Origin of the sequence: Quadrisphaera sp. DSM 44207 (assembly GCF_900101335.1) — a bacterium.
Classification (GTDB): Bacteria; Actinomycetota; Actinomycetes; order Actinomycetales; family Quadrisphaeraceae; genus DSM-44207.
Map to the genome: position 1 here is coordinate 674,828 of NZ_FNKA01000001.1, position 23,875 is coordinate 698,702.

Below are 23,875 nucleotides of genomic sequence, written 5' to 3' on the forward strand. Positions count from 1 at the left end.
CTCAGCCCTTCCCGTACGGGACGCCGTCCGCGGCCGGCGCCCGCACCCGCCCGACCAGGCCGGCGACCGCGAGGATCGTCGCCAGGTACGGCAGCATCAGCATCAGCTGGCCGGGCACCGGGAAGTCGATCGTGGACAGCGTCTGCTGCAGGCTGTACGCGAACCCGAACAGCAGCGCGGCGCCCAGCGCCCCCAGCGGCTTCCACCGGCCGAAGATCATCGCGGCGATGGCGATGAACCCCTGGCCCGCCGTCATCTCCTCCCCGAACGCCCCCACCCGGCCCAGGGTGAAGAACGCCCCGCCCAGGCCGGCGACCGCGCCGCCGAGCAGCACGTTGCGCCACCGCACGGCGAGCACGCGCACGCCGAGGGTGTCGGCGGCCCTGGGGTGCTCGCCCACCGCGCGCACGCGCAGGCCCCACCGGGTGCGGAAGAGCGCGACGTGGACGACGGCGACCACGGCGTACATGAGGTAGACGACGATCGACTGGTCGAAGAGAACGGGCCCGAGCACCGGGACCTGCGACAGCAGCGGCACCGGCAGCGAGGCCAGGACGGGCGGGGTGTTGAAGGTGTCCGCCTCGGGCGCGAGCAGCTGCCCGTAGAGGAAGCTCGTGAACCCGATGACGAGGACGTTGAGGACGACGCCCACGATCGTCTGGTCGACGAGGTAGCGCAGCGAGAACAGCCCGAGCAGCGCGCCGACCACCAGGCCGGCCAGCGGCGCGGCGAGCAGGCCGGCGTAGGCGCTGTCCGTCAGGCTCGCGACGACGGCGGAGGCGAAGGCACCGGCGAGCAGCTGCCCCTCGATCGCGATGTTGATCACGCCGGCGCGCTCGCAGAGGACGCCGGCCAGAGCGCCGAAGACCAGCGGGACGGCGAGCAGCAGCGTGCCGCGCAGCAGCCCGGTGAAGGGGATGCTGCGCCCGGCCACGGCCCAGCACAGGAACGCCAGCACCCACGCGACCCCGAAGAGGGCCGTCGCCCAGGCCGGCGTGCGCCGCCCGGCGCGGGCGAGCACGGCCGACCACGCCGCCACCGCGGCGCACAGCAGCGCCAGCACCACCGCGGCGGCGCGGCTGGGCACGGCGACCGGCGGCAGCTGCACCGCCTCGGAGCCCAGCGCGAGCGCGAACGTGCTGCGCAGGCCGCCCGCTGGCAGCAGCCCGAAGCCCACCAGGGCTGCGAGGGCGAGGACGCCGAGGACGACCGGCTGCTTCCAGCTGCGCCGCGCGGTCGCGGGGCCGGGGGTCGCGGTGGCCGCGCGCTCGGGCGCCAGGGTCGACGGCGTGCTCACCGGGCACCTCCGGCCAGGGCCGGCTCAGCGGCGCGGCGGCGTCGGCGCGGCAGCCGAGGGCGCAGCGCCCGCACCAGGGCGGGGGCGGCGACGAAGAGCACGATGAGGGACTGCAGCACCACCACGAGGTCCAGGCTCGTGCCGGTGCGCGCCTGCATCGTCAGGCCCCCGGCGCGCAGGGCGCCGAAGAGCAGCCCGGCGGCCACCGCGCCCACCGGGCTGGAGCGGCCGAGCAGGGCGACCGTGATGGCGTCGAACCCCAGACCGCTGGAGACCCCGCCGGCGAGGAACCGCTCGGTGCCGAGCACCTGGGCGACGCCCGCGAGGCCCGCCAGGCCGCCGCACACGAGCATCACGCCGGTGTAGGAGCGCTCCACCGAGATCCCCGCCGTGCGGGCGGCGTGCGGGTTCTGCCCGACGGCGCGGAAGCGGAACCCGACCGTGCTGCGGGTGAGCAGCCACCACACGAACACCGCCGCCGCGAGCGAGAGCAGGATCCCCGCGTGCAGGCGGTGGGCGTCGCCGAACAGCCGCGGCAGCACCGCCGTCTCGAGGATCGGCGGGCTGATCGGGTCGTTGCGGCCCTCGCGCCGGAACGCGGACGTCGTCAGCAGGTAGGCGACGAGGAAGCGCGCCACGTAGTTGAGCATGATCGCGACGATGACCTCGTGGGCGCCGGTGGTGGCCTTGAGCACGCCGACGACCCCGCCCCACAGCGCGCCGCCGACGACGCCGGCCACCACGGCGAGCAGCAGGTGCAGCCCGGCGGGCAGGTCCAGGGCGAAGCCGACGTACGCCGCGAAGATCGCCGCCAGGATGATCTGGCCCTCGACGCCGATGTTGAACAGGCCGGTGCGGAACGCCAGCGCGACCGCCAGCCCGCCGGCGACCAGCGGCGTCGCCCACACCAGAGTCTCGGTCAGCGGGCGCAGCGCACCGGAGGGCGAGTCCGCCCCGAGGTCGAGCACCGACCCGGCGAACAGCGCGGCGTAGGCCTCGCTCACCGCCGTCCAGGCCGCGGCGAGCGTGTCCTGGGGGCGGGCGAAGAAGTAGCCGGAGGCCTCCTGGACCTCCTCCGTGGACACCACGATCAGCACGGCGCCCACGAGCAGGGCGAGCAGGACCGCCGCGACGGTGTTTCCCGCGGTGCCCAGCCGGGAGGGGGCCGGCCAGGCGCCCGCGCCGCGCGCCTCCGGGTGCAGGACCGGACCGCCGCTGCTGCCCGGCTCCCCCCCGCTGGCGACGGCGGCGGTCGGGGTCTCGTCCGGCTGGCTCACGGGCTGTCCTCGGCGGGGGAGGCGGAGGAGGCGCCGGCCGTGCGCGCGGCCTCCTCGTGCGGGACGCCGGCCATCATCAGCCCCAGGACGTCGCGGGGGGTGTCCGCGGGCACGACGCCCACGACGCGGCCGCGGTAGACCACGGCGATCCGGTCGGCGAGGGCGACCACCTCGTCCAGCTCCGTCGAGGAGATGATCACCGGGGTGCCGGAGTCGCGCTCGGCGACGATCCGCCGGTGCACGAACTCGATCGAGCCGACGTCCAGGCCGCGGGTGGGCTGGGAGGCGATGAACAGCTGCAGCGGCCGGGCCAGCTCGCGGGCGAGGACGACCTTCTGCTGGTTGCCGCCGGACAGCGAGCCGGCGGGGGTGTCGACGCTGGGGGTGCGGACGTCGAACTCGCGCACCTTCTCCTGCGCGAAGGCGCGCACGACGCGGGTGCGCAGCGAGAGCCCCTGCGCGTAGGGCGGGGAGCCGTGCAGGTCGAGCACCATGTTCTCGGCCACGGAGAAGGTGCCGACCAGGCCGTCGACGGTGCGGTCCTCCGGCACGAACCCGACCCCGGCGTCGAGGACCTGGCGCGGCGTGCGCCCGAGCAGCTCGACGCCGCCGAGGCGGATCGAGCCGCTCGCGCCCGGCTGCAGCCCGAGGATCGCCTCGGTCAGCTCGGTCTGCCCGTTGCCCTGCACCCCGGCGAGCGCCAGCACCTCGCCGCGGCGCACCTGCAGGTCCAGCCCGTCGACGACGCGGTGGCCGCGCTCGTCGACGACGACGAGGTCCTCGACGACGAAGGTCGCCTCCCCCGGCGCCGCCGGGGCCTTCTCGACGGTGAGGGTCACCTCGCGGCCGACCATGAGGGAGGCCAGCTCGCTCTCCGCGGCGTCGGGCGCGGCGGTGCCCACGACCCGCCCGCGGCGGATCACGGTGATGCGGTCGGCGACCGCCCGCACCTCGCGCAGCTTGTGCGTGATGAAGACCACCGACGTCCCGGCCGCGCGCAGCTGCTGCATGATCTCAATGAGCTCGTCGGTCTCCTGCGGCGTCAGGACGGCGGTGGGCTCGTCGAGGATCAGCACCCGCGCGTCCCGCACCAGCGCCTTGATGATCTCCACGCGCTGCTGGACGCCGACGGGCAGGTCCTCCACGAGGGCGTCGGGGTCGACGTCGAAGCCGTAGCGCTGCGAGACCTCCCGCACCCGCCGGCGGGCCTGCGCGAGGTCGAGCAGCCCGCCGCCGCGCACCGGCTCGGCGCCGAGGACGACGTTCTCCGCGACCGTGAAGACGGGCACGAGCATGAAGTGCTGGTGCACCATGCCGATGCCGGCGGCGAGGGCGTCGCCGGGGCCGGAGAAGCCGACCGGGCGCCCGTCGACGAGCACCTCGCCGGCGTCCGGGCGCAGCAGCCCGTACAGCACGTTCATCAGCGTGGACTTGCCGGCGCCGTTCTCCCCCAGCAGGCAGTGGATCTCGCCGGGGGCGACCACGAGGTCGATCGCGTCGTTGGCCACCAGCGACCCGAACCGCTTGGTGACCCCGCGCAGCTCCAGCTCCACGCCGCCTCCTCGTGCTCGTGCGCCCTGCGCCCGCGCGGGCGTCAGGAGGTCGGGGTCGACGGGGACTCGACGACGAGCTCGCCGCTGGCGATCCGCTCGCGCAGGGCGTCGATCTCGTCCTTGAGCTGCTGGGGCACGTCGTCCTCGAAGTCGTGGTAGGGCGCGAGGCCCACGCCGCCGTTCTCCAGGGTGCCGACGTACGGGTCGGCGGAGAACTCGCCCTCGACGGCCGCCGTGGTGACGTCGGTGACGGCCTGGTCGATCTCCTTGACGACGCTGGAGAGGAACAGCGGCGCGTACTGGGACGCCGACTCGTAGCCGTCGGTGTCGACCCAGATCACCCTCGTGCTCCCGTTCGCCTGCGCGGCCGCCGCGGCGCCCAGGCCGACGGGGCCGGCGACCGGCATCACGACGTCGGCGCCCTGCTGGATGAACTGCTCGGTCAGCGCCTGGCCGTTGGCCTGGTTCTCGAAGTCGCCGGTGAAGGAGCCGTCCTGGGCCGCCTTGTCCCACCCCAGCACCCGCACGTCCGCCCCGCGCGCCTGGTTGTAGGCGGCGACGCCGTCCGCGAAGCCGTCCATGAACACCGTCACGGTCGGGATGTTGACGCCGCCGAAGGTGGCGACCGTGCCGGTCCGGGTCGTGCCCGCGGCGAGGTAGCCGGCCAGGTAGGAGGCCTGGGCGGTGTCGAACAGCAGCGGCTTGACGTTCTCCAGCGGCGGCTCGGTCGTGGAGTCGACGAGGGCGAACTGCTGGTCGGGGTTCGCCTGGGCGGCCTCGGCGGTCGCGCCCGCGAGCAGGAAGCCCACGGTGACGGTGATGCCGCAGTCCTGGCTGGTGGTCTGCGCCAGGTTCGGCCCGTAGTCCGCCTCGGAGCTGGACTCCAGCAGCGTCACCTCGATGCCCGCGGACTCCTCGAGCGCCGTCAGGCCCTCGTACGCGGACTGGTTGAACGAGCGGTCGTCGGCGCCCCCGGCGTCGGTGACCATGCAGGCGGTGAAGTCCTCGGCCGCCGCGGCGGAGGTCTCGCCGCCGCCCGCGCCGGCGTCCGTGCCGGTGGCCTCCTCGGGGGCCTCCCCGCACGCGGCCGCCAGGGCCACCACACCGGCCAGGGCCGTCGCCCCGATGATCTTCTTCACGTCGCGTCCTCCTGGTGCGGCTGCCGGGACCTCCGCGCCGCGTCGGGCTGGACTGTAGGACCGCCCGCCGGGGCGCGACGAGGCCCGGTGGGCGTTCGTTCCCGTTCTGTGATCGGGACGCCACCGGCTCGGCCCGCGGCGGTCACGGGCTGCGCCGGCTCGTGCAGGGCGGTCGTCGCCGTGGCCGCCAGCAGGCGCGCCCCGACGGCGATCGCCCGCTCGTCGGGCTCGAAGTCGCCGCGGTGCAGGTCGTGCGTGGGGCCGCCGGGGGTGCGGGTGCCCAGGCGCGCCATGGCGCCGGGCAGCCGCTCCAGGTACCAGGCGAAGTCCTCCCCGCCCAGGCTCTGGTCGGTGGGCACCGCCGCGCCCTCCCCCAGCTCGGTGGCGGCGGCGTGCTCGAGCAGGCCCGTGCTCACCGCGTCGTTGACCACCGGCGGCACCCCGCGCAGGAGCTCGACCTCGGCGCTGACCCCGTAGGGCTCGACCACGTCCTCGACCACCCGCGTGAACATCTCCCCCGCGGCGGCCCAGGCGTCGGCGCGCACGCAGCGCAGCGTGCCCTCGGCCACGCCCAGGCGCGGGATGGCGTTCGCGGCGCCGCCCGCGCTCACGCGCCCCCAGACCATGCTCACGCCCGCGCGGGGGTCCAGGCGGCGCGAGAGCACGGCCGGCACCTCGGTGACGACCTTGCCGAGCGCGAAGACGAGGTCGCCCGTCAGGTGGGGGCGGGAGGTGTGCCCGCCCGGGCCGCGCAGGCGCACCAGGACGCGGTCGAAGGCGGAGGTGATCGGCCCCACGCGCAGGCCGACGCGCCCGACGTCGGTGTGCGGGTCGCAGTGGACGGCGAAGATCCGCTCCACGCCGTCCACGCCGCCCGCCGCGAGCACGTCGAGGGCCCCGCCCGGGGTGGCCTCCTCGGCGGGCTGGAAGACCAGGCGCACCCGCCCCGGCAGCCGCCCGGCCCGCGCCAGGTCGGCCAGCAGCACCCCGGCGCCGGCGACCACGGCGGTGTGCACGTCGTGCCCGCACGCGTGCGCGACGCCCTCGACCGTGGAGGCGAAGGGGCTGGAGGTCTCGTCCGCCAGCGGCAGCGCGTCGAGGTCGGCGCGCAGCGCGACCGCGCGCTCGCCCTCCCCGACGTCGCACACCAGCCCCGTGCCCGGCAGCAGCCGCGGGTGCAGGCCCGCCTCGCGCAGCAGCTGCGCCACGACCGCCGTCGTGCGGTGCTCCACGTGCGCGGTCTCCGGGTGCGCGTGCACGTCGCGGCGCAGCGCCACCAGGCGCTCCAGGTGCGGGGCCAGCAGGGCGCCCAGGGACGGCGCGCCGGGGCCGGCGGCGGCGGGACCGGTCACAGCAGGTCCGTCCGGCCGGCGGCGCGCCACGCCTCGACCTCGCCCTTGACGAGCTGGGCGTGCTCGCGCGTGGTCACCAGCAGGGCGTCGGGGGTGTCGACGACGACGGCGCCCGGCACGCCGACGACGGAGACCGCCCGGCCCGAGGCCGGCACGACGACGCCCGCGCGCCCGTCCCCGCCGTCCCCGACCGCGGTGGCGCGCACCAGGGCGGGGTCTCCCAGCACGGCCGCGCCGCCCGGCCCGCCCGGCAGCAGGGAGGCCAGGGAGTCCCAGTCCCCCACGTCGTCCCAGCCGAAGGCGCCGGGCACGACGGCGACGCCGCCGGCGGCCGCGACCGGCTCGGCGACGGCGTGGTCGACGGCGATCCGCGTCAGGCGCGGCCAGGTGGCGTCGAGCACGGCCGCGCGCTGCGGGCCGTCCCAGGCGGCGGCGATCGCGCGCAGCCCGTCGTGCAGGGCGGGCAGCTGCCGCGCCAGGTGGCCCAGCAGCACGCCCGCGCGCGCCACGAACATCCCGGCGTTCCACCGGTGCCGCCCGCCGGCGAGGTAGGCGGCGGCGGTGGCGGCGTCCGGCTTCTCGACGAAGTCGGCGGCCCGGTGCGCCAGCGGCGCACCGTCCAGGCCCAGCGGCTCGCCGGTGCGCACGTACCCGAAGCCCGTGGCCGGCGACGTCGGCTCGATGCCGATGGTGACGACCCAGCCCGCCTCGGCGGCGACCACCGCCTGGCGCACGGCCTCGGCGAAGGCGGGCAGGTCGGCCGGGGCCACGACGTGGTCGGCGGCGAAGGAGCCGACCACGACGTCCTCGCCCTCCCGGCGCGCGAGCACGGCCGCGGCCAGGCCGATCGCGGCCATCGAGTCGCGCGGGGACGGCTCGGCGAGCAGGGCGGAGGCCGCCAGGCCGGGCAGCTGCTCGCGCACCGCGCCGGCGTGCGCGGCGCCGGTGACGACGAGCACCCGCTCCGGGCCCGCCAGGGGCGCGAGGCGGTCCCACGTGGCCTGCAGCAGCGTGCGGCCCGTGCCCGTCAGGTCGTGCAGGAACTTCGGGCTGGAGGCCCGCGAGAGGGGCCACAGGCGGGTGCCGGCGCCGCCGGCCGGCACGACGGCCGCGAAGCCGGGCAGGGCGCTGGTCACGGCACCCGATCCTGGCACGCCCCCTCCCTCCTGCCCCGTCGTGAGGTGTTGGTCACGTCCTGGCACCGGCGAGGCCGCCGGCGGCGCTCCACTCAGTACGCTCCTGCTGTTCACCTGCAGTCCTGAAGCGTGGACGCCGCCGTCCCACCGCCCCGCCGCGGACGACGCGCCCCGAGCACCCGAGGAGGCGCCCGTGCCCACCCTGCCGGCCATCCCCACCGTCTCCGGTCGCACCGGCACCCTGTACCGCGGCCGCGAGGGCATGTGGTCCTGGGTCGGCCACCGGATCACCGGTGTGCTGATCTTCGTGTTCCTCCTGGTCCACGTCCTCGACACCGCCCTGGTCCGGGTCTCCCCCGAGGCCTACAACGCGATCATGGCGAGCTACAAGAACCCGGTCGTCGGCCTGGGCGAGGCGGGCCTGGTGGCCGCCGTCCTCTTCCACGCCCTCAACGGCGTGCGCGTGGTGCTCGTCGACTTCTGGCGCCGGGGCTCGCTGTACCAGCGGCACATGTTCTGGGCGGCGATGGGGCTGTTCGTGCTCCTGTTCGTGCCCTTCCTCGTCCGCCACATGGGCATCGTCCTCTCCCACTGACGCCACCCGGCACCGACGCCACTCCTGGAGGAAGGCGCTCCGATGGCCCTGCAGACCACCCCCGCCACGTCCCCGCCGGTCGACGCGCCCCGCTCGCCGTACCGCCGCACCCGCTCCACGCGCAGCAACTACGAGATGTACGCGTGGCTGTTCACCCGCATCTCCGGCGTGCTGCTCGTCGTCATGGTGCTCGTGCACCTGTTCGTCAACCTCGTCGCCGGCGACGGCATCAACCAGGTCGACTTCGGCTTCGTCGCCGGCAAGTGGGCCAACCCGTTCTGGCAGGTGTGGGACCTGCTGCTGCTGTGGCTGGCGATGCTGCACGGCACGATCGGCGTGCGCACGATCATCAACGACTACACCGAGCGCAACAGCACCCGCATGGTCCTCAAGACCCTGCTGTGGACGGCGTTCGCGGTCACCGTGCTCCTCGGCACCCTGGTGATCTTCACGTTCGACCCGTGCCCCGTCGGCGCCGCCGCCGCGGACCTGCCCTCCTTCTGCCCGTCCGCGGCCTGACCAGCGCGACCGCGACCCCCGCCACCCCCGGAGGCCCTCGTGGACACCACCCACCTGCACACCCACCACTACGACGTGGTCATCGTCGGCGCTGGCGGCGCCGGCATGCGCGCGGCCCTGGAGGCCGGCCAGCGCACGCGCACCGCGGTGCTGACGAAGCTGTACCCCACCCGCTCCCACACCGGCGCGGCGCAGGGCGGCATGTGCGCCGCCCTCGCCAACGTCGAGGAGGACAACTGGGAGTGGCACACCTTCGACACCGTCAAGGGCGGTGACTACCTCGTCGACCAGGACGCCGCCGAGGTCATGTGCAAGGAGGCCATCGACGCGGTCCTCGACCTGGAGAAGATGGGCCTGCCCTTCAACCGCACGCCCGAGGGCCGCATCGACCAGCGCCGCTTCGGCGGACACACCCGCAACCACGGCGAGGCCGCCGTGCGCCGCTCCTGCTACGCGGCCGACCGCACCGGCCACATGATCCTGCAGACCCTCTACCAGCAGTGCGTCAAGCACGAGGTGGAGTTCTTCAACGAGTTCTACGTCCTGGACCTGCTGCTCACCGACGTCGACGGCGTGCGCACCACCGCCGGCGTGGTCGCCTACGAGCTCGCCACGGGCGACGTGCACGTCTTCCGGGCCACGTCCGTGGTGCTGGCCACCGGCGGCGCGGGCAAGGTCTACAAGACCACCTCCAACGCGCACACCCTCACGGGCGACGGCATGGGCATCGCCTACCGGCGCGGCCTGCCGCTGGAGGACATGGAGTTCTTCCAGTTCCACCCCACGGGCCTGGCCGGCCTGGGGATCCTGCTCTCCGAGGCCGCCCGCGGCGAGGGCGGGATCCTGCGCAACGGCGACGGCGAGCGCTTCATGGAGCGCTACGCGCCGACGATCAAGGACCTCGCGCCGCGCGACATCGTCGCCCGCTCGATGGCCAACGAGGTGCGCGAGGGGCGCGGCGCCGGCCCCGACAAGGACTACGTGCTGCTGGACCTCACGCACCTCGAGCCCGCGCACATCGACGCCAAGCTGCCGGACATCACCGAGTTCGCGCGCACCTACCTCGGCGTCGAGCCGTACACCGACCCGGTACCGGTCTACCCGACCGCCCACTACGCCATGGGCGGGGTGCCGACGACGGTGACGGCGGAGGTCCTCGCCGACAACGAGACCGTCGTGCCGGGCCTGTACGCCGCCGGGGAGGTCGCGTGCGTGAGCGTGCACGGCTCGAACCGCCTGGGCACCAACTCCCTGCTCGACATCAACGTCTTCGGCAAGCGGGCGGGCGTCGCGGCCGCCGACCACGCCCTGCGCAGCACCACGCCGGAGCTGCCCGAGGCCCCGGAGGCCCTCGTCGTCGACATGGTCGAGGGCATGCGCTCGTCCACCGGCAGCGAGCGCGTGTCCGTGCTGCGGCGCGAGCTGCAGGAGACCATGGACCTCAACGCCCAGGTCTTCCGCACCGAGGTCACCCTCAAGCAGGCCCTGGCCGACGTGCAGGGGCTGCGCGAGCGCTACGCGCGCGTGTCCGTGCAGGACAAGGGCCGCCGCTACAACACCGACCTCCTCGAGGCGATCGAGCTGGGCTTCCTGCTCGAGCTCGCCGAGGTGATCGTCGCGGGCGCGCTGGAGCGCAAGGAGTCCCGCGGCGGGCACTTCCGCGAGGACCACCCCCACCGCGACGACGTGAACCACATGCGGCACACGATGGCCTACCGGACGGTGGACGCCGGCGGGCGCGAGGGCGTCCGCCTGGACACCAAGCCGGTCGTCACCACCCGCTACCAGCCGATGGAGCGCAAGTACTGATGCCCGCCGACAAGCCCGCCACCCCCCCGGGCGTGCCGTCCTTCGACGTCACCATCCGGGTGCGCCGCTACGACCCGGAGCAGGACCAGGCGCCGCACTGGGTCGACTACACCGTCACGGCGCACGGCACCGACCGGCTGCTCGACGCCCTGCACAAGATCAAGTGGGACCTGGACGGGTCCCTGACCTTCCGCCGCTCCTGCGCGCACGGGGTCTGCGGCTCCGACGCCATGCGCATCAACGGCCGCAACCGGCTGGCGTGCAAGGCGCTGCTGAAGGACCTCGACCCGTCCAAGCCGATCCTCGTCGAGCCCATCAAGGGCCTGCCGGTGGAGAAGGACCTCGTGGTGGACATGGAGCCGTTCTTCCAGTCCTACCGCGAGATCATGCCCTTCCTCATCACCTCCGGGCACGAGCCGACCCGCGAGCGCCTGCAGTCGGCGCAGGACCGCGAGCGCTTCGACGACACCACCAAGTGCATCCTGTGCGCCGCGTGCACCAGCTCGTGCCCGGTGTTCTGGACCGACGGGCAGTACTTCGGCCCGGCGGCGATCGTCAACGCGCACCGGTTCATCTTCGACAGCCGCGACGAGGGCGCCGACCTGCGCCTGGAGGTCCTCAACGACCGCGAGGGCGTGTGGCGCTGCCGCACCACCTTCAACTGCTCGGAGGCCTGCCCGCGCGGGATCCAGGTGACGAAGGCGATCGCCGAGGTCAAGCAGGCGCTGCTGACGCGCAAGCTCTGACCCGGCGCCGCTCCGCGGGGCGGGGCTGGGCCCTCAGGCGCCGGCGCGCCGTCGGGAGCGGGTCCGCAGGACCTCGGTCGCCGTCCTCGCGCTCAGCGCCGCCCCGGCCCCCAGCAGCGCGCCGGCGGCCAGGACCGCTCCCGTGCCGGCGCGTCCCCGTCCCCCGGCGGGCAGGACGACACCGGCCGGGAGGTCGGCACCGGCGGGCAGCGCAGCGCCGCTGAGCACCGCCGCGCCGACCGCGGCGACCGGCCCGACCTCGGGCCCGAGGACGGGCTGCGCCTCCCGGGCGGTGACGACGGCGACGACGCCGGGCGAGGTCGCGGCCCAGGCGGCGGCGAACAGCACCACGCGCGAGACGACGTTCATCCACAGCAGCAGGCCGACGAGCACGGCGGACGTGGCGAGGACCGGGTTGCTGCTGTTCGTGGTGATGGCGCGCAGGAGGATCCCGCCGAAGAGCTTGAGCGCCCCGAGCCCGACGGCGCCCACCAGGGCGGCGGTGCGCACCTCCCGCCACGGCAGGGGCACCCCCGACAGGCCGCGCAGGACGACGACGAAGATCGTCGTGTCGACGACGAGCACCGCGAGCACGCTGAGGACCCGCAGCAGCGCGGCGCCCGCCGGGCCGCCCTCGAGGCCGACCAGGCGCAGCAGCCAGCCCCCGAAGGCGTTGACGGTCACGGACAGCACGGCCGAGGCGAGCAGGACCACGCCGAAGGTGAGCAGGCCCCGCAGGTCCCTCAGCCGCCGGGCCAGGACGCCGACGTCCAGCTGGGGGACGCCGAACATCGCCCGCACCCCGTCGCGCAGCGCCCCGACCCAGCCCAGCCCGGAGACCAGGGCCGTGACGAAGAACAGGGCGCCGGTGCTGCTGAGCAGGTCGCGCCGGAACAGGTCCTCGACCCCCAGGACGCCCTGCGGGTCCTGCTCCGTGCGCAGCAGCCCGGGCACCTGCGTGTCGATCGCCGCCACCACCTGGTCGCGCAGGAGGAAGTCCTGCCCGACCACGAGCCCGACCACCGTGAAGGCGGCGATGACGGAGGAGACGAGGGAGAACAGCGCCACGTAGGCGAGGCCGCCGGCGAGCACGGTGCCGCGGTGCGCCGCGTAGTGCGCCACCGCGCGGCCGGGGTGGCTGATCGCCAGGCGGTGCAGGAGGGAGGCGAGCCGGGCCACGGCGGGGGTCAGCCGGCGCCGAGGAGGAACTCGGTGACCGGCCGCCACACGCCGTCCGGGCCGTGGGCGTACAGCGTCATGGCCGAGACGGGGAAGTCCGCCTCGTAGTCGCAGAGCGTCTTGGCGGCGCGGTCCAGGGACTCGTCGTCCACCTCGTGGGCGACGGTGACGTGGGGGTGGTACGGGAAGCGCCGGCGGCCGTCCAGCGGACCGGTGCGCACGCACCGCTCCAGCAGCTCGCACTCCCCCGCGCCGTCCCCGACCCGCACGAAGACGACCGGGGAGACCGGGCGGAAGCTGCTGGTGCCGCTCAGGCTCATCCGGAACGGGCGCGTGCGGGCGGCGCACGTCGCCAGGTGCTCGCGCACCGCGTCGAGCGAGCCGGCGTCCACCCCGGTCGGGGGCACGAGCGTCACGTGCGCGGGGATCGCCCAGGCCAGCGGGTCGCCGAAGTCGGCGCGCCACCGCTGCAGCTCCTCGGCGTGCGGGGCGGGCACGGGGATCGCCACGCCGATGGTGACCTCGTCGGTCGACACGGGGCGCGTCAGCGCCTCGCGGGCAGCAGGCCCACCCGCTCGTGGACGCGCGCCAGCACGTCGGCCGCGCACCGACCGGCGCGCTCGGCGCCCCGGGCCATCACCGCGTCGAGCTCCGCGGGGTCGGCGAGCAGGTCCAGCGCGCGCTGGCGCAGCCCGCCGAGGACCTCCGTGACGACCTCGGCGACGTCCTTCTTCAGGTCCCCGTAGCCGCGGCCGGCGAAGTCCTCCTCCAGCTGCTGCACCGGCACGCCGGACAGGGCCGAGCGGATGGTCAGCAGGTTGGACACCCCGGGCTTGGCGACCGGGTCGAAGACCACCTCGCGGCCGGTGTCGGTGACGGCGGAGCGGATCTTCTTGGCGTTCACGGCCGGGTCGTCGAGGAGGTGGAGGACGCCGGACTGCGAGGCGGCGCTCTTGGACATCTTGGCCGTGGGGTCCTGCAGGTCGGCGATCTTCGCGGTCGCCGGGACGACGAGCGCCTCGGGGACCACGAGCGCCCGGCCGTAGCGGGCGTTGAAGCGCTGCGCGAGGTCGCGCGTGAGCTCGAGGTGCTGGCGCTGGTCCTCGCCGACGGGCACGCCGTCGGCGTCCTGCAGCAGGATGTCGGCCGCCTGCAGCAGGGGGTAGGTGAACAGGCCCACGGAGGCGCCGCCGGCGCCCGAGCGCGCGGACTTGTCCTTGAACTGCGTCATCCGGCTGGCCTCGCCGAAGCCGGCCAGGCAGGAGAGCACCCACGCCAGCTGCGGCGGCTGGGGCAGGTGGCTCTGGACGAAGACGGTGGAGCGCTCGGGGTCGATGCCCGCGGCCAGGTACTGCGCCACGACGCGCCGGGTGCGCTCGCGCAGCACGGCGGGGTCGGGGGTGACCGTCAGGGCGTGCAGGTCCGCGACGAAGCAGCGCACCTCGTGGTCCTGCTGCAGCCGCACCCAGTTCGCCAGCGCCCCCAGGTGGTTCCCCAGGTGCAGGGAACCAGCGGTCGGCTGCATGCCGGAGAGGAGGCGAGCTGGCACGCGGTCCATCCAACCACCCCGCGCGAGTAGGGTCGTGCGCCGCACCGGGACCGCGAGCGAGGAGGCAGCAGGTGGACGGCTCAGGGCACCCGGACGGCTCAGGGCACCGGGACGGCTCAGGGCACCGGGTGCGCCGGACGGCGACCCGCATGGCGGACGGGCGCCAGCTGCTGTACTTCGACGACTCCGAGCCGTACGCCTCCGGCGCCGCCACGCGCGAGCTGCGCGACACCCGCGACCTGCCGCCGGTGGCCAGCACCTCGACCATGCGCTACGACGTCCTCACCGGCGAGTGGGTGGCCCTGGCCGCGCACCGCATGACCCGCACGTTCATGCCGCCGGCGGACCTGTGCCCGCTGTGCCCGGCGCGACCGGGCCGCCCGGCCGGGGAGGTCCCCGCCGGCGACTACGACGTCGTGGTCTTCGAGAACCGCTTCCCCTCCTACGCCGGCGCCGGCACCGAGCTGGCCCGCGAGCCCGCCGGGCTCGTCGACGGGGAGGCGCTGTGGCCGGTGCGCCCGGCCGTCGGGCGCACCGAGGTGGTCTGCTTCACCGCCGACCACGACGCCACCTTCGCCGACCTGCCGGTGGAGCGGGTGCGCACCGTCGTCGAGGCGTGGGCCGACCGCACCGCCGAGCTGTCCGCGCTGGACGGCGTGGGGCAGGTCTTCCCGTTCGAGAACCGCGGCGTGGAGATCGGCGTGACGCTGCAGCACCCGCACGGGCAGATCTACGCCTATCCCACCGCGACGCCGCGCACCGCCGCGCTGCTGCGCCAGGCCGAGGCCCACCGGCGCGCCACCGGCGGGAGCCTGCTGCGCGACGTCCTCGACGCCGAGCGCCGCGCCGGCACCCGCGTGGTGCTCTCCGGGGAGGCCTGGACGGCGTACGTGCCGGCCGCCGCCCGGTGGCCGGTGGAGGTGCACCTGGCCCCGCACCGGGACGTGCCCGACCTCGCCGCCCTCGACGGCGCCGAGCGCGACGAGCTGGCGGTGGTCTACTCCGAGCTGCTGGCCCGCCTCGACCGCTGCTTCGAGGGGGTGCAGCGGCTGCCGTACATCTCCGGCTGGCACCAGGCGCCGGTCGGGGAGGGCCGCGAGCTGGGCCGCCTGCACCTGCAGGCGTTCTCGGTCATGCGCTCCCCCGGCCGCCTGAAGTACCTGGCCGGCTCGGAGTCCGGCATGGGCGCGTGGGTCAACGACACCACGCCCGAGCGGATCGCCGACCGGCTGCGGGAGGTGGCCTCGTGAACCCCGCCGCGCACGCCTCCCCGACCTGGCTGCCCGCGCGCGACCCGGCCGAGGCGGCGCGCGCGGTGGCGGCCGCGTTCTCCGAGGCCTTCGGCGGCGGCGGCGGCGGCGGCAGCAGCGACGACAGCAGCGGCGGCGGCGGCGGGCCGGACGGCGTGTGGGCCGCGCCGGGGCGCGTGAACCTCATCGGCGAGCACCTGGACTACAACGGCGGCCCGGTGCTGCCCCTGGCGCTGCCGCACCGCACGGTCGTCGCGGTGCGCGTGCGCGAGGACGACGCGGTGCGGCTGGTCTCCGCGTCCGCCCTCGGGGAGGACGCGGCCCGCTGGGAGGGCCGCCTGCCCGACGTGGGGCCGGGGTCGCCGTCCGGCTGGGCCGCGTACGCGGCCGGGGTGCTGTGGGCGCTGCGCGAGGCGGGCCACGACGTGCCGGGCGTCGACGTCGCGGTCGACTCCGCCGTGCCGATCGGCGCGGGCCTGTCCAGCTCCGCGGCGCTGGAGTGCGCCGTCGCGGTGGCCCTCGCCGACGCCCTCGGCCTGCCGACCGACGACGCGGGCCGGGCCGCGCTGGCCGCCGCGTGCGTGCGGGCGGAGAACGAGGTCGCCGGGGCCCCGACCGGCGGCATGGACCAGGCGGCGTCGCTGCGCTGCACGCCCGGGCAGGCGATCCTGCTCGACACCCGGGACTCCTCGGTGCAGCAGGTGCCCCTCGACCTCGCCCCCGCCGGCCTGGCGCTGCTGGTCGTGGACACCCGCGCCTCGCACTCGCACAGCACCGGCGGGTACGGGGACCGGCGCGCCGAGAGCGCCCGGGCCGCGCAGGCGCTCGGCGTCGAGCACCTGGCGGCCGTGGCCGACCTCGACGACGCCCTGCGGCGGCTGGGCGGCGCGGGCACCGACCCCGACGCCGCGGAGGTGCTGCGCCGGCGCACGCGCCACGTCGTCACGGAGACGGCGCGGGTGCGCGAGGCCGTCGCGCTGCTGCGCGAGGAGCGGTACGAGGCGGTGGCGCCGCTGCTCAGCGCCTCGCACGCCTCCATGCGCGACGACTACGAGATCTCCAGCCCGGAGCTGGACACCGCCTGCGAGGCGGCCGAGGCCGCCGGCGCGCTCGGGGCGCGGATGACGGGCGGCGGGTTCGGCGGCTCCGCCGTCGCGCTCGTGCGCGCGGACGACGCCGGGCGCGTCGCCGCCGCCGTGCACGAGGCGGCCGCGCGGGCCGGGCACCCGCAGCCGGCGTTCCTCCTCGCCGTCCCGAGCGCGGGAGCGGCCCGGGTCGCCTGACCCGGGCCGCCGGTCGTGCCGCTGGGAGTGCCGCTGGGAGTGCAGGGGGTGGTCAGCCGAGCAGGCCGCCCAGCTTGCCGCCGACGCCGCCGCCCTGGCCGCCACCGCCGGAGACCATGCGGATCACGTCCTGGACGTCGAAGCCGAACTTGCTCAGCAGCCCCGCGTGCTGGTCGGTGTCGACCTGGCCGGGCAGCTCGGCGTCGGCCTGCTGCGCCTGGTCACCCCTGCCCTGGGAGCGGAGGAGGTCGAGGATCTGCGACTTGTCGATCTGCATGCCGCCCTCGTACCCGGCCGCGGCGGCGGCCACACCTCGGCTGCAGCTCCCCGGAGCACGAGCGCGGGCCACCCGGTGCAGGCCCGGGCGAGGGGGCACCGCAGGATGAGCGCATGAGCACGCCCCTCCTGCCCGCGCCGACCGGCCGGGCCCCGGCGCGGCGCACGCTGCTCGGCGCCGGCGTCGTCGCCCTCGTCGCCGCCGCCGGGCTCGCGTGGGCCAAGTGGCTGCCCTACTCGGCGCGGACGGCGGACCTGCTGGCCGACCCGGTCTGGCCCGGCTCCTCCCTCCTGCAGGCCGGCGCGGACGCCGGCACGGGCGCGCTCGCGCGGGCGTGGACGTTCACCGCGACGTACACCGCCTCGGTGTGGAAGGCCCTGCTCGTGGCCCTCGTCGTGGCCGCGTGCGTGCAGGTGCTGCTGCCGCGGCGCTGGCTGCTGCGCGTGCTGGCCCGGCGCACCGCCCTGGGCTCCTCGGCCGCGGGTGGGCTGCTGGCGCTGCCGGGGATGATGTGCACCTGCTGCACCGCGCCGCTGGCCGTCACCATGCGCCGGGCGGGGGTGCCGACGTCCGCCGCCGTCGCCTTCTGGCTCGGCAACCCGGTGCTCAACCCCGCCGTGCTCGTCTTCCTCGCGCTGCTGACCCCGTGGCCGTGGGTCGCCGTGCGCGCCGGGCTGGGGCTGCTCCTGGTGGTCGGGGTCGCGGCCGTCGTGGGCCGGGTCGCCGACCGCCGCGCCGCCGCGCCGGCCGCCGCCGAGCAGGAGGTCGCGGCCGCGGCCCGCGAGGTCGCGCAGGCCGAGCCGCCCCTGCGGGAGCTGCCGGGCCGCCTCGCCCGCGCGTTCGCGCGCCTGGCCGTCGTGCTGGTGCCCGAGTACCTGCTGCTGGTGTTCGTGGTCGGCCTGGTCGGCGCCCCGCTCGGGCAGCTGCTGGGCACCGGCGGTGCGCTCGCGGTGCTCCTCGCCGCCGCCGCGGGCGCCGTGGTGGTGCTCCCCACGGGCGGGGAGATCCCCGTCGTCCTCGCCCTGGCCGCGGCCGGCGCCGGGGCCGGGGTGCTGGGCGCGCTGCTCATCGCGCTGCCGGCGCTGAGCCTGCCGTCGGCGCTCATGGTCGGCAGGGCGCTGGGCTGGCGCGTGACCGGCGCCGTGTGCGCGAGCACGGTGGCGGTCGCCGTGGTCGCGGGCGGCGCGCTCGCCGTCCTGTCCTGACGGCGGCGGCCCCGGCGCGGGGCTGCGCCGCCGGGCCTCGACCGGGCCCGACCGGCCTCGACCGGGCTCAGCCGGACGCGGTCTCGGGCGCGGAGGGGTGCAGCAGCGTCGAGGCGACGGCGGCGCCGACCTCCCGCTGGGCGCGCAGCCGGGCCCGCTCGAGGATCGCGTCCTGGGCCGAGCGGTAGGAGGCCGTGCACGCCCGGGCGCCGCCGCCCTCGGCCTGCGCCGCCTCCACGCAGCGGGCGTAGGAGCGCCGGGCGGCGGCGAGCACCGGGTCCTCGAGCACCAGCTCCCCGGCGCGCTCGTCCACGGCCCGCACCAGGGCCTGGCGGACGGCGACCGGGTCGCTCCTGTCGACCCCGCTCAGCAGCCCGGCGGCCGGCCCGGCGGCCGGCCCGGCGGCGGCCGACGACTCGGCGTCGGAGCGGGCCGCCTGCTGGGCGCCCCAGCCGGTCCCCAGCACCGCGGCGACGGCCACCGCGCCGAGCGCCCTGCGCCGCCGGGTGCGCCGCCGGGTGCGCTGCGCGCCGCGATCGCCGGCCGCGCCCGCTCCCGCCGCGTCCGGCCCCTGCGGCGACGGGCCCGGAGACGGCGTCCGCGCCAGGAGCGCCGGGGCGTTGAGGTCGGCGTCCAGCTCCGCGCCGGCGCCCGGCTCCGAGACTCGCTGCCGGGCCACCCCTGCAGGATCCCACGTCCGGGAGGCGGGTCCTCGCGCCGGCCCGCGGCGCGGGCGCCTCAGGCGTGCGGGTGCACCACCTCGCGCGGCGCCGGCTGGACGCTGTCGCTCGGGAAGTCGTCGAGGGGACCTTCGGGGCGGCGGTCCCACTCGGCGAAGGTCAGGTCGGACTGCAGGTACACGGTCAGCAGCCGCGCGAGCGCCAGCAGGCCGTCGAGGTGGGTGCGCTCGTGCCCGTGGCTGGACTCCACGCCGACCCCGAGCAGCGCCGCGCGGGCCTCCACCCCGGCCTCCAGCGCGGGGGCGGCGTCGGAGCGGTAGTGCCGGTAGACGTCGCGGCGCACCGGGATCCCCGCGCCGTCCGCGAGGCGCAGCAGCCGCCGCGACAGGTGGTAGTCGAAGGGGCCGGTCATGTCCATCATGCCGACGTTGGCGGTGGTCTCCAGGGACTGCTGGCCCTCGGCGACCACGGCGTTGTCGACGGCGACGAGCTCGGCGATCTCGGGGTCGAAGCCGTGGGTGGCGCCGAAGCCGACCTCCTCGCCGATCGTCACGAGCAGCTCCGCCGCCACCGGCAGGTCGGCGCTGCTCTCGGTGACGGCCTTCAGCGCCGCCAGGCACGCCGCCAGCCCGGCCTTGTCGTCCAGGTGCCGGCTCTTGACGTACCCGCTGGGCGTGATGCGCGGGTCGGCGTCGAGCGCCACGAAGTCCCCGACCTGGATGCCGAGGGCGGTCAGGTCGGTGGCGGAGGCGACCGGCTCGTCGACGCGCACCTCCACCTGGTGCCAGCCGACCCCCTGGGTGTCGATCTCGTCGCCGTAGGTGTGCCCGCTGCTCAGCAGCGGCAGCACCGTGCCCGTGTACACGCGCACCGGGTCGTCGGTGAGGATCGTCACGTGCGCGCCCTCGGAGAAGCGGGCGCTGTGGCTGCCGACCGGCACGACCTCCAGGCGCCCGTCGTCCTTGAGGCGCTTGACCATGCAGCCGATCGTGTCCGCGTGCACGACGACGGCGCGCCGCACCGTCTCCGAGCGCCCGGTGACGCGCGCGCGCAGCAGACCCCGGCGGGTGAGGGTGAAGGGGACCCCGAGCTCGGTGATGAGGTTGCCGATCAGCTGCATGACCGCGTCGGTGCGCCCCGACGGGCTGGGCACGCGCAGCAGGTCCACCATCGTGCTGCGCAGGTAGTCGGCGTCGATCGGCAGGGCGGCCAGCGCCGGGGCCTCGCGAGGCCGGGGGGTGCGGGAGTCCACGGGCGGCCACGCTAGCCGCTCACCGCTGCGGTGACCGGCGGGTCTCCGGGAAGAGCAGGTCGACGAACCGCTGCGCCGTCGGCTGCGGCTCGTGGTTGGCCAGCCCGGGGCGCTCGTTGGCCTCGATGACCACGTGCGCCGGCCCCTCGACGTCCGGCACGAGCAGGTCGACGCCCGTGACGGGGATGCCGATGGCGCGGCTCGCGGCGCGGGCCGCCTCCCCCAGCGCCGGGTGCAGCCGGGCGGTGACGTCGTCGATCGTGCCGCCGGTGTGCAGGTTGGCGGTGCGCCGCACGGGAAGCACGTGGCCCCGCGGCAGGACGTCGTCCATGGACCACCCGGCCTCGCGCACCACGGCGGCGGTGGTGGCGTCGAGGGGGATGGAGGACTCCCCGCCGGTGGCCTGCTGGCGGCGGCGGGACTGGCGGCGCACCAGCTCCTCGACCGGGTCGCGGCCGGTGCCGACCACCGCGGCCGGGCGGCGCACCGCGGCCGCGACGACCTCGTGGTCGATGACGACGACGCGCAGGTCCTCGCCCTCGACGCGCTCCTCGACGAGGACGTCGGGGCAGTAGGCCAGGGCGTGCCGGACGGCGGCCACGAGCGCCTCGTCGGTGGGAGCGCCGACGGTGATGCCCCGGCCCTGCTCCCCCCGCGCGGGCTTGACCACCACGTCGCCGACCTCGGCGAGCAGCGCCCGGGCGGCCTCCAGGGCGCCGCCCTGCAGCCGCTCGGGGTCCGCCCCGGTGACCTCCGCGCCGCGCGCGACCGCCAGCCCGGCCCCCGCCAGCAGGCGGCGGGTCACGCGCTTGTCGTCGCAGCGGCTCATGGCCACCGCGCTCGTCAGCTCCGACAGCGACTCGCGCGTGAGCACCGAGCGGCTGCCGCTGTGCAGGCGCATCTCCCCCGACGCCGCGTCGGTGACGGCGACGCGCAGCCCGCGGCGCAGCGCCTCGTCGGCGATGATCCGCGCGTAGGGGTTCAGCTCGTCCAGGCCGCTCGGCAGCGGCGCGTACAGCGGCTGGTTGATGGGGTTCTTGCGCTTGACGCACACCGGCGGGGCCAGGTGGAAGCCGAGCTTGCGGTACAGCGTGATCGCGCCGGTGTTGCTGTGCAGCACCGACAGGTCCAGGTAGGCGCGCCCGCGGGCGAGGTAGCGCTCGGCGAGGCGGCGCACGAGCGCCTCCCCCGTGCCCGGGGGCGCCGCCTGCCCGTCGACGGCCAGGCACCACAGGCTCGCCCCGTTCTCGGGGTCGCGGAAGGCGAGCGCGTGGTCGACGCCGGTGACGGCGCCGATGATCCGGCCGGTGCGCTGGTCGAGCGCCACGAGGTGGGTGAAGGTGCGGGTGCGCTGGTTGGCCCACATCACGTCGACGTCGGCCTGCACCATGCCCGCGGTGGCGTAGATGCGGTTGACCTCGTCCAGCTCCTCGCGCGCCTGGAGGGTGCGCACCTCCACGTCCCGCACGGCGTCCCGGCGCTGGCGGTAGGTGTGCAGCGGCAGCCGGTACGTGTAGGAGGGGTCGATGAACAGCTCGTGCGGGGAGACCCCGACGAGGACCTGCGGGTTGGGCACGTAGCAGGCGATGTCGCGGCGCCCGCTCTCCTCGGCGCGCAGGGCCTCCAGGACCCCGCGCTGGTCGGCGAAGGTGTGCCCGAAGACCAGCCGGCCCCAGCCCATGTCGAGGACGACGTCGGACGCGCGGCGCTCCCCGGGCCGACCGGGAGCGCCGTCCCACGGCCGGGCGGCGGCGGCGTCCTGGCGGCGGCGCAGGCCGGCCACCCGGGCGCGGGCGCGTGCCGGTGCGGCCATCACTCGATCCCGTGCGACTGCAGCCACAGCTCCAGCAGCCCCAGCTGCCACAGCTGGTTGCCGCGCAGCGGGGTCAGCCGCTCGTTGGGGGCGGCGACGAGGCCGGAGACGACCTCGCGGCGGAACAGCCCGCGCCGCCGGGCGGCCTCGGAGGTCAGCGCGTCGCGCACCAGGCCGAGCACCTTGCCCTCCAGGTGCGTCAGGGCCGGGACGGGGAAGTAGCCCTTGGGCCGGTCGATGACCTCGGGCGGGATGGTGCGCCGCCCGATCGCCTTCAGGACGCCCTTGCCGCCGTCGGCGAGCTTCAGCTCCGGCGGGCAGGTGGTGGCCAGCTCGACGAGGTCGTGGTCGAGGAAGGGCACGCGCGCCTCCAGGCCCCACGCCATCGACGTGTTGTCGACCCGCTTGACCGGGTCGTCGACGAGCATCACCTCGGTGTCCAGGCGCAGCGCGGCGTCCACGGCGGTCTGCGCGCCCGGGCGCGCGAAGTGCGCGGCGACGAACTCGCGCGAGGCGTCGACGTGCGGGCCGAGGGCCTGCACCCACTGCGGCTGCAGCAGGGAGACCACCCCGGCGCCGTCGCGGTCGAAGAAGGCCCTCGCGTAGGTGTCGACGGCCCGCTCGCGCGAGGCGCCGGCCAGCGGCGGGTACCAGTGGTAGCCGGCGAAGACCTCGTCGGCGCCCTGCCCGGACTGCACCACCCGGACGTCCTGCGCCACGCGCTCGCACAGCAGGTCGAAGGCGACGACGTCGTGGCTGACCATCGGCTCGTGCATCGCGCCGATGGTGTGCCCGAGCGCGCCGACGAGCGCGTCGCCGTCCACGCGGATGCGGTGGTGGTCGGTCTGGTAGCGCTGCGCGATGACGTCGGAGTACTGGAACTCGTCGCCCTCGCGCCCGCCGGCGGCCTCGAAGCCGATGCTGAAGGTGGCCAGGCCGGTCTGGCCCTCCTCGGCGAGCAGGCCGACGATGAGGCTGGAGTCCAGGCCCCCGGAGAGCAGCACCCCGACCGGGACGTCGGCGACCAGGCGGCGGCGCACGGCGGTGCGCAGGGCGTCCTCGACGGCGTCCTCCCAGTCGCGGGCCGACCAGGAGGCGCGGTCCTCGCGCCGCTCGAAGCGGGGCTGCCAGTACACGTGCTCGCGGCTGGTGCCGTCCGGCTCGATCGTGCGCACCGTGGCGGGCGGCAGCTTGCGCACGCCGTTCAGGATCGTGCGCGGCGGCGGGACGACGGCGTGCCAGGAGAGGTAGTGGTGCAGCGCGACCGGGTCGATGGAGGTGTCGACGCCCCCGCCGCGCACCAGCGCCGGCAGCGAGGAGGCGAAGCGCAGCCGGCCCGGGCTCTCGGCCAGGTACAGGGGCTTGATGCCGAGGCGGTCGCGGACCATCACGACCCGCCCGGTGCCGCGCTCGTGCAGGACGACGACGAACATGCCGACGAGCCGGTGCACGAACCCGGTGCCCCACTGCGCGTACGCCTTGAGCACGACCTCGGTGTCGGAGGTGGAGCGGAAGCGGTGGCCGGCCCGCTCCAGCTCCGCCCGCAGCTCCTGGTAGTTGTAGACGCAGCCGTTGAAGACGCCGACGAGGTCCGTCGGCTCGTCGACCATCGGCTGGGCGCCGCCCTCGGACAGGTCGATGACCGCCAGCCGCCGGTGGGCGAAGGCGACGGGCCCGGAGGACCAGGCGCCCTCGCCGTCCGGGCCGCGCGGCGCGAGGACCTGCGACATGGCGTCCACGGCGGCCGTGTCCGCCGCCCGGCCGTCGAACCTGATCTCTCCGGAGAGCCCGCACATGCTGCTACATGCAACTCCTCCCGGCGCCCGGGAGCGACTCGGGGTCATCGGTCCGGCGGCCGCCGTCGCCGTTCCGCGACCTGGCCGGGCGGCCCCGGAGGGGTGTCGAGCTGGCCCGGAGCTGGCCCGGAGCTGGCCTGGAGCGGGTCCGGGGCCGATCTGGGGCGA

At 76.0% G+C, this 23,875-nt stretch carries 21 protein-coding genes; 7 read left to right on the forward strand and 14 right to left on the reverse strand.

The window, feature by feature from the left end; genetic code table 11:
- Position 1: 1 nt before the first annotated feature.
- The 6 genes from BLS82_RS03120 to BLS82_RS03145 are packed head-to-tail and all read right to left on the reverse strand — an operon-like array spanning position 2 to position 7,754.
- A complete protein-coding gene (locus BLS82_RS03120) occupies positions 2–1,297 on the reverse strand; it encodes an ABC transporter permease (protein ID WP_092861467.1) in 1,296 nt (431 codons plus the stop codon).
- Positions 1,294–2,574: an ABC transporter permease gene (locus BLS82_RS03125; protein ID WP_092861469.1), complete on the reverse strand. Its 1,281-nt coding sequence runs from the start codon at positions 2,572–2,574 to the stop codon at positions 1,294–1,296. The genes BLS82_RS03120 and BLS82_RS03125 overlap by 4 nt, the downstream gene beginning before the upstream one ends.
- Positions 2,571–4,127 (reverse strand): ABC transporter ATP-binding protein, encoded by a 1,557-nt coding sequence (locus BLS82_RS03130; protein ID WP_092861471.1) that lies wholly within the window; start codon positions 4,125–4,127, stop codon positions 2,571–2,573. Before BLS82_RS03130 ends, BLS82_RS03125 begins: the two co-directional genes overlap by 4 nt.
- A 41-nt stretch (positions 4,128–4,168) precedes the next feature.
- Complete coding sequence (locus BLS82_RS03135; protein ID WP_092861473.1) at positions 4,169–5,266, reverse strand: BMP family lipoprotein; 1,098 nt, start codon at positions 5,264–5,266, stop codon at positions 4,169–4,171.
- A complete protein-coding gene (locus tag BLS82_RS03140; RefSeq protein ID WP_255378066.1) occupies positions 5,263–6,618 on the reverse strand; it encodes an amidohydrolase in 1,356 nt (451 codons plus the stop codon). The genes BLS82_RS03135 and BLS82_RS03140 overlap by 4 nt, the downstream gene beginning before the upstream one ends.
- Positions 6,615–7,754 (reverse strand): mannose-1-phosphate guanylyltransferase, encoded by a 1,140-nt coding sequence (locus BLS82_RS03145; protein ID WP_255378067.1) that lies wholly within the window; start codon positions 7,752–7,754, stop codon positions 6,615–6,617. The genes BLS82_RS03140 and BLS82_RS03145 overlap by 4 nt, the downstream gene beginning before the upstream one ends.
- Positions 7,755–7,947: 193 nt before the next feature.
- Between BLS82_RS03145 and sdhC the strand changes: the two genes are divergently transcribed.
- Genes sdhC through BLS82_RS03165 form a run of 4 tightly spaced genes read left to right on the forward strand, consistent with a single transcriptional unit; the run spans position 7,948 to position 11,423 of the window.
- Positions 7,948–8,349, forward strand: a complete 402-nt coding sequence (gene sdhC, locus BLS82_RS03150) for a succinate dehydrogenase, cytochrome b556 subunit (protein ID WP_255378068.1) — start codon at positions 7,948–7,950, stop codon at positions 8,347–8,349.
- A gap of 42 nt (positions 8,350–8,391) precedes the next feature.
- Entirely contained in the window at positions 8,392–8,868 is a 477-nt protein-coding gene (gene sdhD / locus BLS82_RS03155; protein ID WP_092861477.1) for a succinate dehydrogenase, hydrophobic membrane anchor protein, read from the forward strand.
- A gap of 54 nt (positions 8,869–8,922) precedes the next feature.
- Positions 8,923–10,677 carry a succinate dehydrogenase flavoprotein subunit gene (sdhA, locus tag BLS82_RS03160; RefSeq protein ID WP_092862708.1) on the forward strand — a complete coding sequence of 585 codons (1,755 nt, stop codon included), beginning with the start codon at positions 8,923–8,925 and terminating at the stop codon, positions 10,675–10,677.
- The gene (locus BLS82_RS03165; RefSeq protein ID WP_092861479.1) at positions 10,677–11,423 is read left to right on the forward strand and encodes a succinate dehydrogenase iron-sulfur subunit; all 747 of its coding nucleotides are present in this window, start codon (positions 10,677–10,679) and stop codon (positions 11,421–11,423) included. Before sdhA ends, BLS82_RS03165 begins: the two co-directional genes overlap by 1 nt.
- Positions 11,424–11,456: 33 nt before the next feature.
- On the opposite strand, the gene BLS82_RS03170 is transcribed toward BLS82_RS03165, so the two are convergent.
- From BLS82_RS03170 to trpS, 3 genes are read right to left on the reverse strand one after another with little or no spacing between them, the layout of a single operon-like run.
- On the reverse strand, positions 11,457–12,602 hold the full coding sequence (locus tag BLS82_RS03170; protein ID WP_176818898.1) for a YihY/virulence factor BrkB family protein: 1,146 nt from the start codon (positions 12,600–12,602) through the stop codon (positions 11,457–11,459).
- A gap of 8 nt (positions 12,603–12,610) precedes the next feature.
- A complete protein-coding gene (locus BLS82_RS03175) occupies positions 12,611–13,138 on the reverse strand; it encodes a 2'-5' RNA ligase family protein (RefSeq protein WP_176818899.1) in 528 nt (175 codons plus the stop codon).
- Positions 13,139–13,146: 8 nt separating this feature from the next.
- Positions 13,147–14,151 (reverse strand): tryptophan--tRNA ligase, encoded by a 1,005-nt coding sequence (gene trpS, locus BLS82_RS03180; RefSeq protein WP_255378070.1) that lies wholly within the window; start codon positions 14,149–14,151, stop codon positions 13,147–13,149.
- Positions 14,152–14,300: 149 nt separating this feature from the next.
- On the opposite strand from trpS, the gene galT reads away from it, so the two are divergent.
- Together galT and galK are read left to right on the forward strand one after the other, a co-directional pair.
- On the forward strand, positions 14,301–15,401 hold the full coding sequence (galT, locus tag BLS82_RS03185) for a galactose-1-phosphate uridylyltransferase (RefSeq protein ID WP_176818949.1): 1,101 nt from the start codon (positions 14,301–14,303) through the stop codon (positions 15,399–15,401).
- Positions 15,398–16,684, forward strand: coding sequence for a galactokinase (galK, locus tag BLS82_RS03190; RefSeq protein WP_092861485.1), 1,287 nt, complete (start codon positions 15,398–15,400; stop codon positions 16,682–16,684). The genes galT and galK overlap by 4 nt, the downstream gene beginning before the upstream one ends.
- 52 nt (positions 16,685–16,736) lie before the next feature.
- On the opposite strand, the gene BLS82_RS03195 is transcribed toward galK, so the two are convergent.
- Positions 16,737–16,994: a hypothetical protein gene (locus tag BLS82_RS03195; protein ID WP_218123486.1), complete on the reverse strand. Its 258-nt coding sequence runs from the start codon at positions 16,992–16,994 to the stop codon at positions 16,737–16,739.
- An 80-nt stretch (positions 16,995–17,074) separates the two neighbouring features.
- Between BLS82_RS03195 and BLS82_RS03200 the strand changes: the two genes are divergently transcribed.
- The gene (locus BLS82_RS03200; RefSeq protein WP_218123487.1) at positions 17,075–18,166 is read left to right on the forward strand and encodes a permease; all 1,092 of its coding nucleotides are present in this window, start codon (positions 17,075–17,077) and stop codon (positions 18,164–18,166) included.
- A gap of 67 nt (positions 18,167–18,233) precedes the next feature.
- Here BLS82_RS03200 and BLS82_RS03205 read toward each other — a convergent pair whose 3' ends face one another.
- The 4 genes from BLS82_RS03205 to BLS82_RS03220 are packed head-to-tail and all read right to left on the reverse strand — an operon-like array spanning position 18,234 to position 23,707.
- Positions 18,234–18,845, reverse strand: coding sequence for a hypothetical protein (locus tag BLS82_RS03205; protein ID WP_092861487.1), 612 nt, complete (start codon positions 18,843–18,845; stop codon positions 18,234–18,236).
- Between the two features lie 59 nt (positions 18,846–18,904).
- On the reverse strand, positions 18,905–20,098 hold the full coding sequence (locus BLS82_RS03210; RefSeq protein ID WP_255378072.1) for an osmoprotectant NAGGN system M42 family peptidase: 1,194 nt from the start codon (positions 20,096–20,098) through the stop codon (positions 18,905–18,907).
- A 19-nt stretch (positions 20,099–20,117) separates the two neighbouring features.
- Positions 20,118–21,911 (reverse strand): N-acetylglutaminylglutamine synthetase, encoded by a 1,794-nt coding sequence (gene ngg, locus BLS82_RS03215; protein ID WP_092862726.1) that lies wholly within the window; start codon positions 21,909–21,911, stop codon positions 20,118–20,120.
- On the reverse strand, positions 21,911–23,707 hold the full coding sequence (locus BLS82_RS03220; protein ID WP_092861489.1) for an N-acetylglutaminylglutamine amidotransferase: 1,797 nt from the start codon (positions 23,705–23,707) through the stop codon (positions 21,911–21,913). Before BLS82_RS03220 ends, ngg begins: the two co-directional genes overlap by 1 nt.
- Positions 23,708–23,875: the final 168 nt, after the last annotated feature.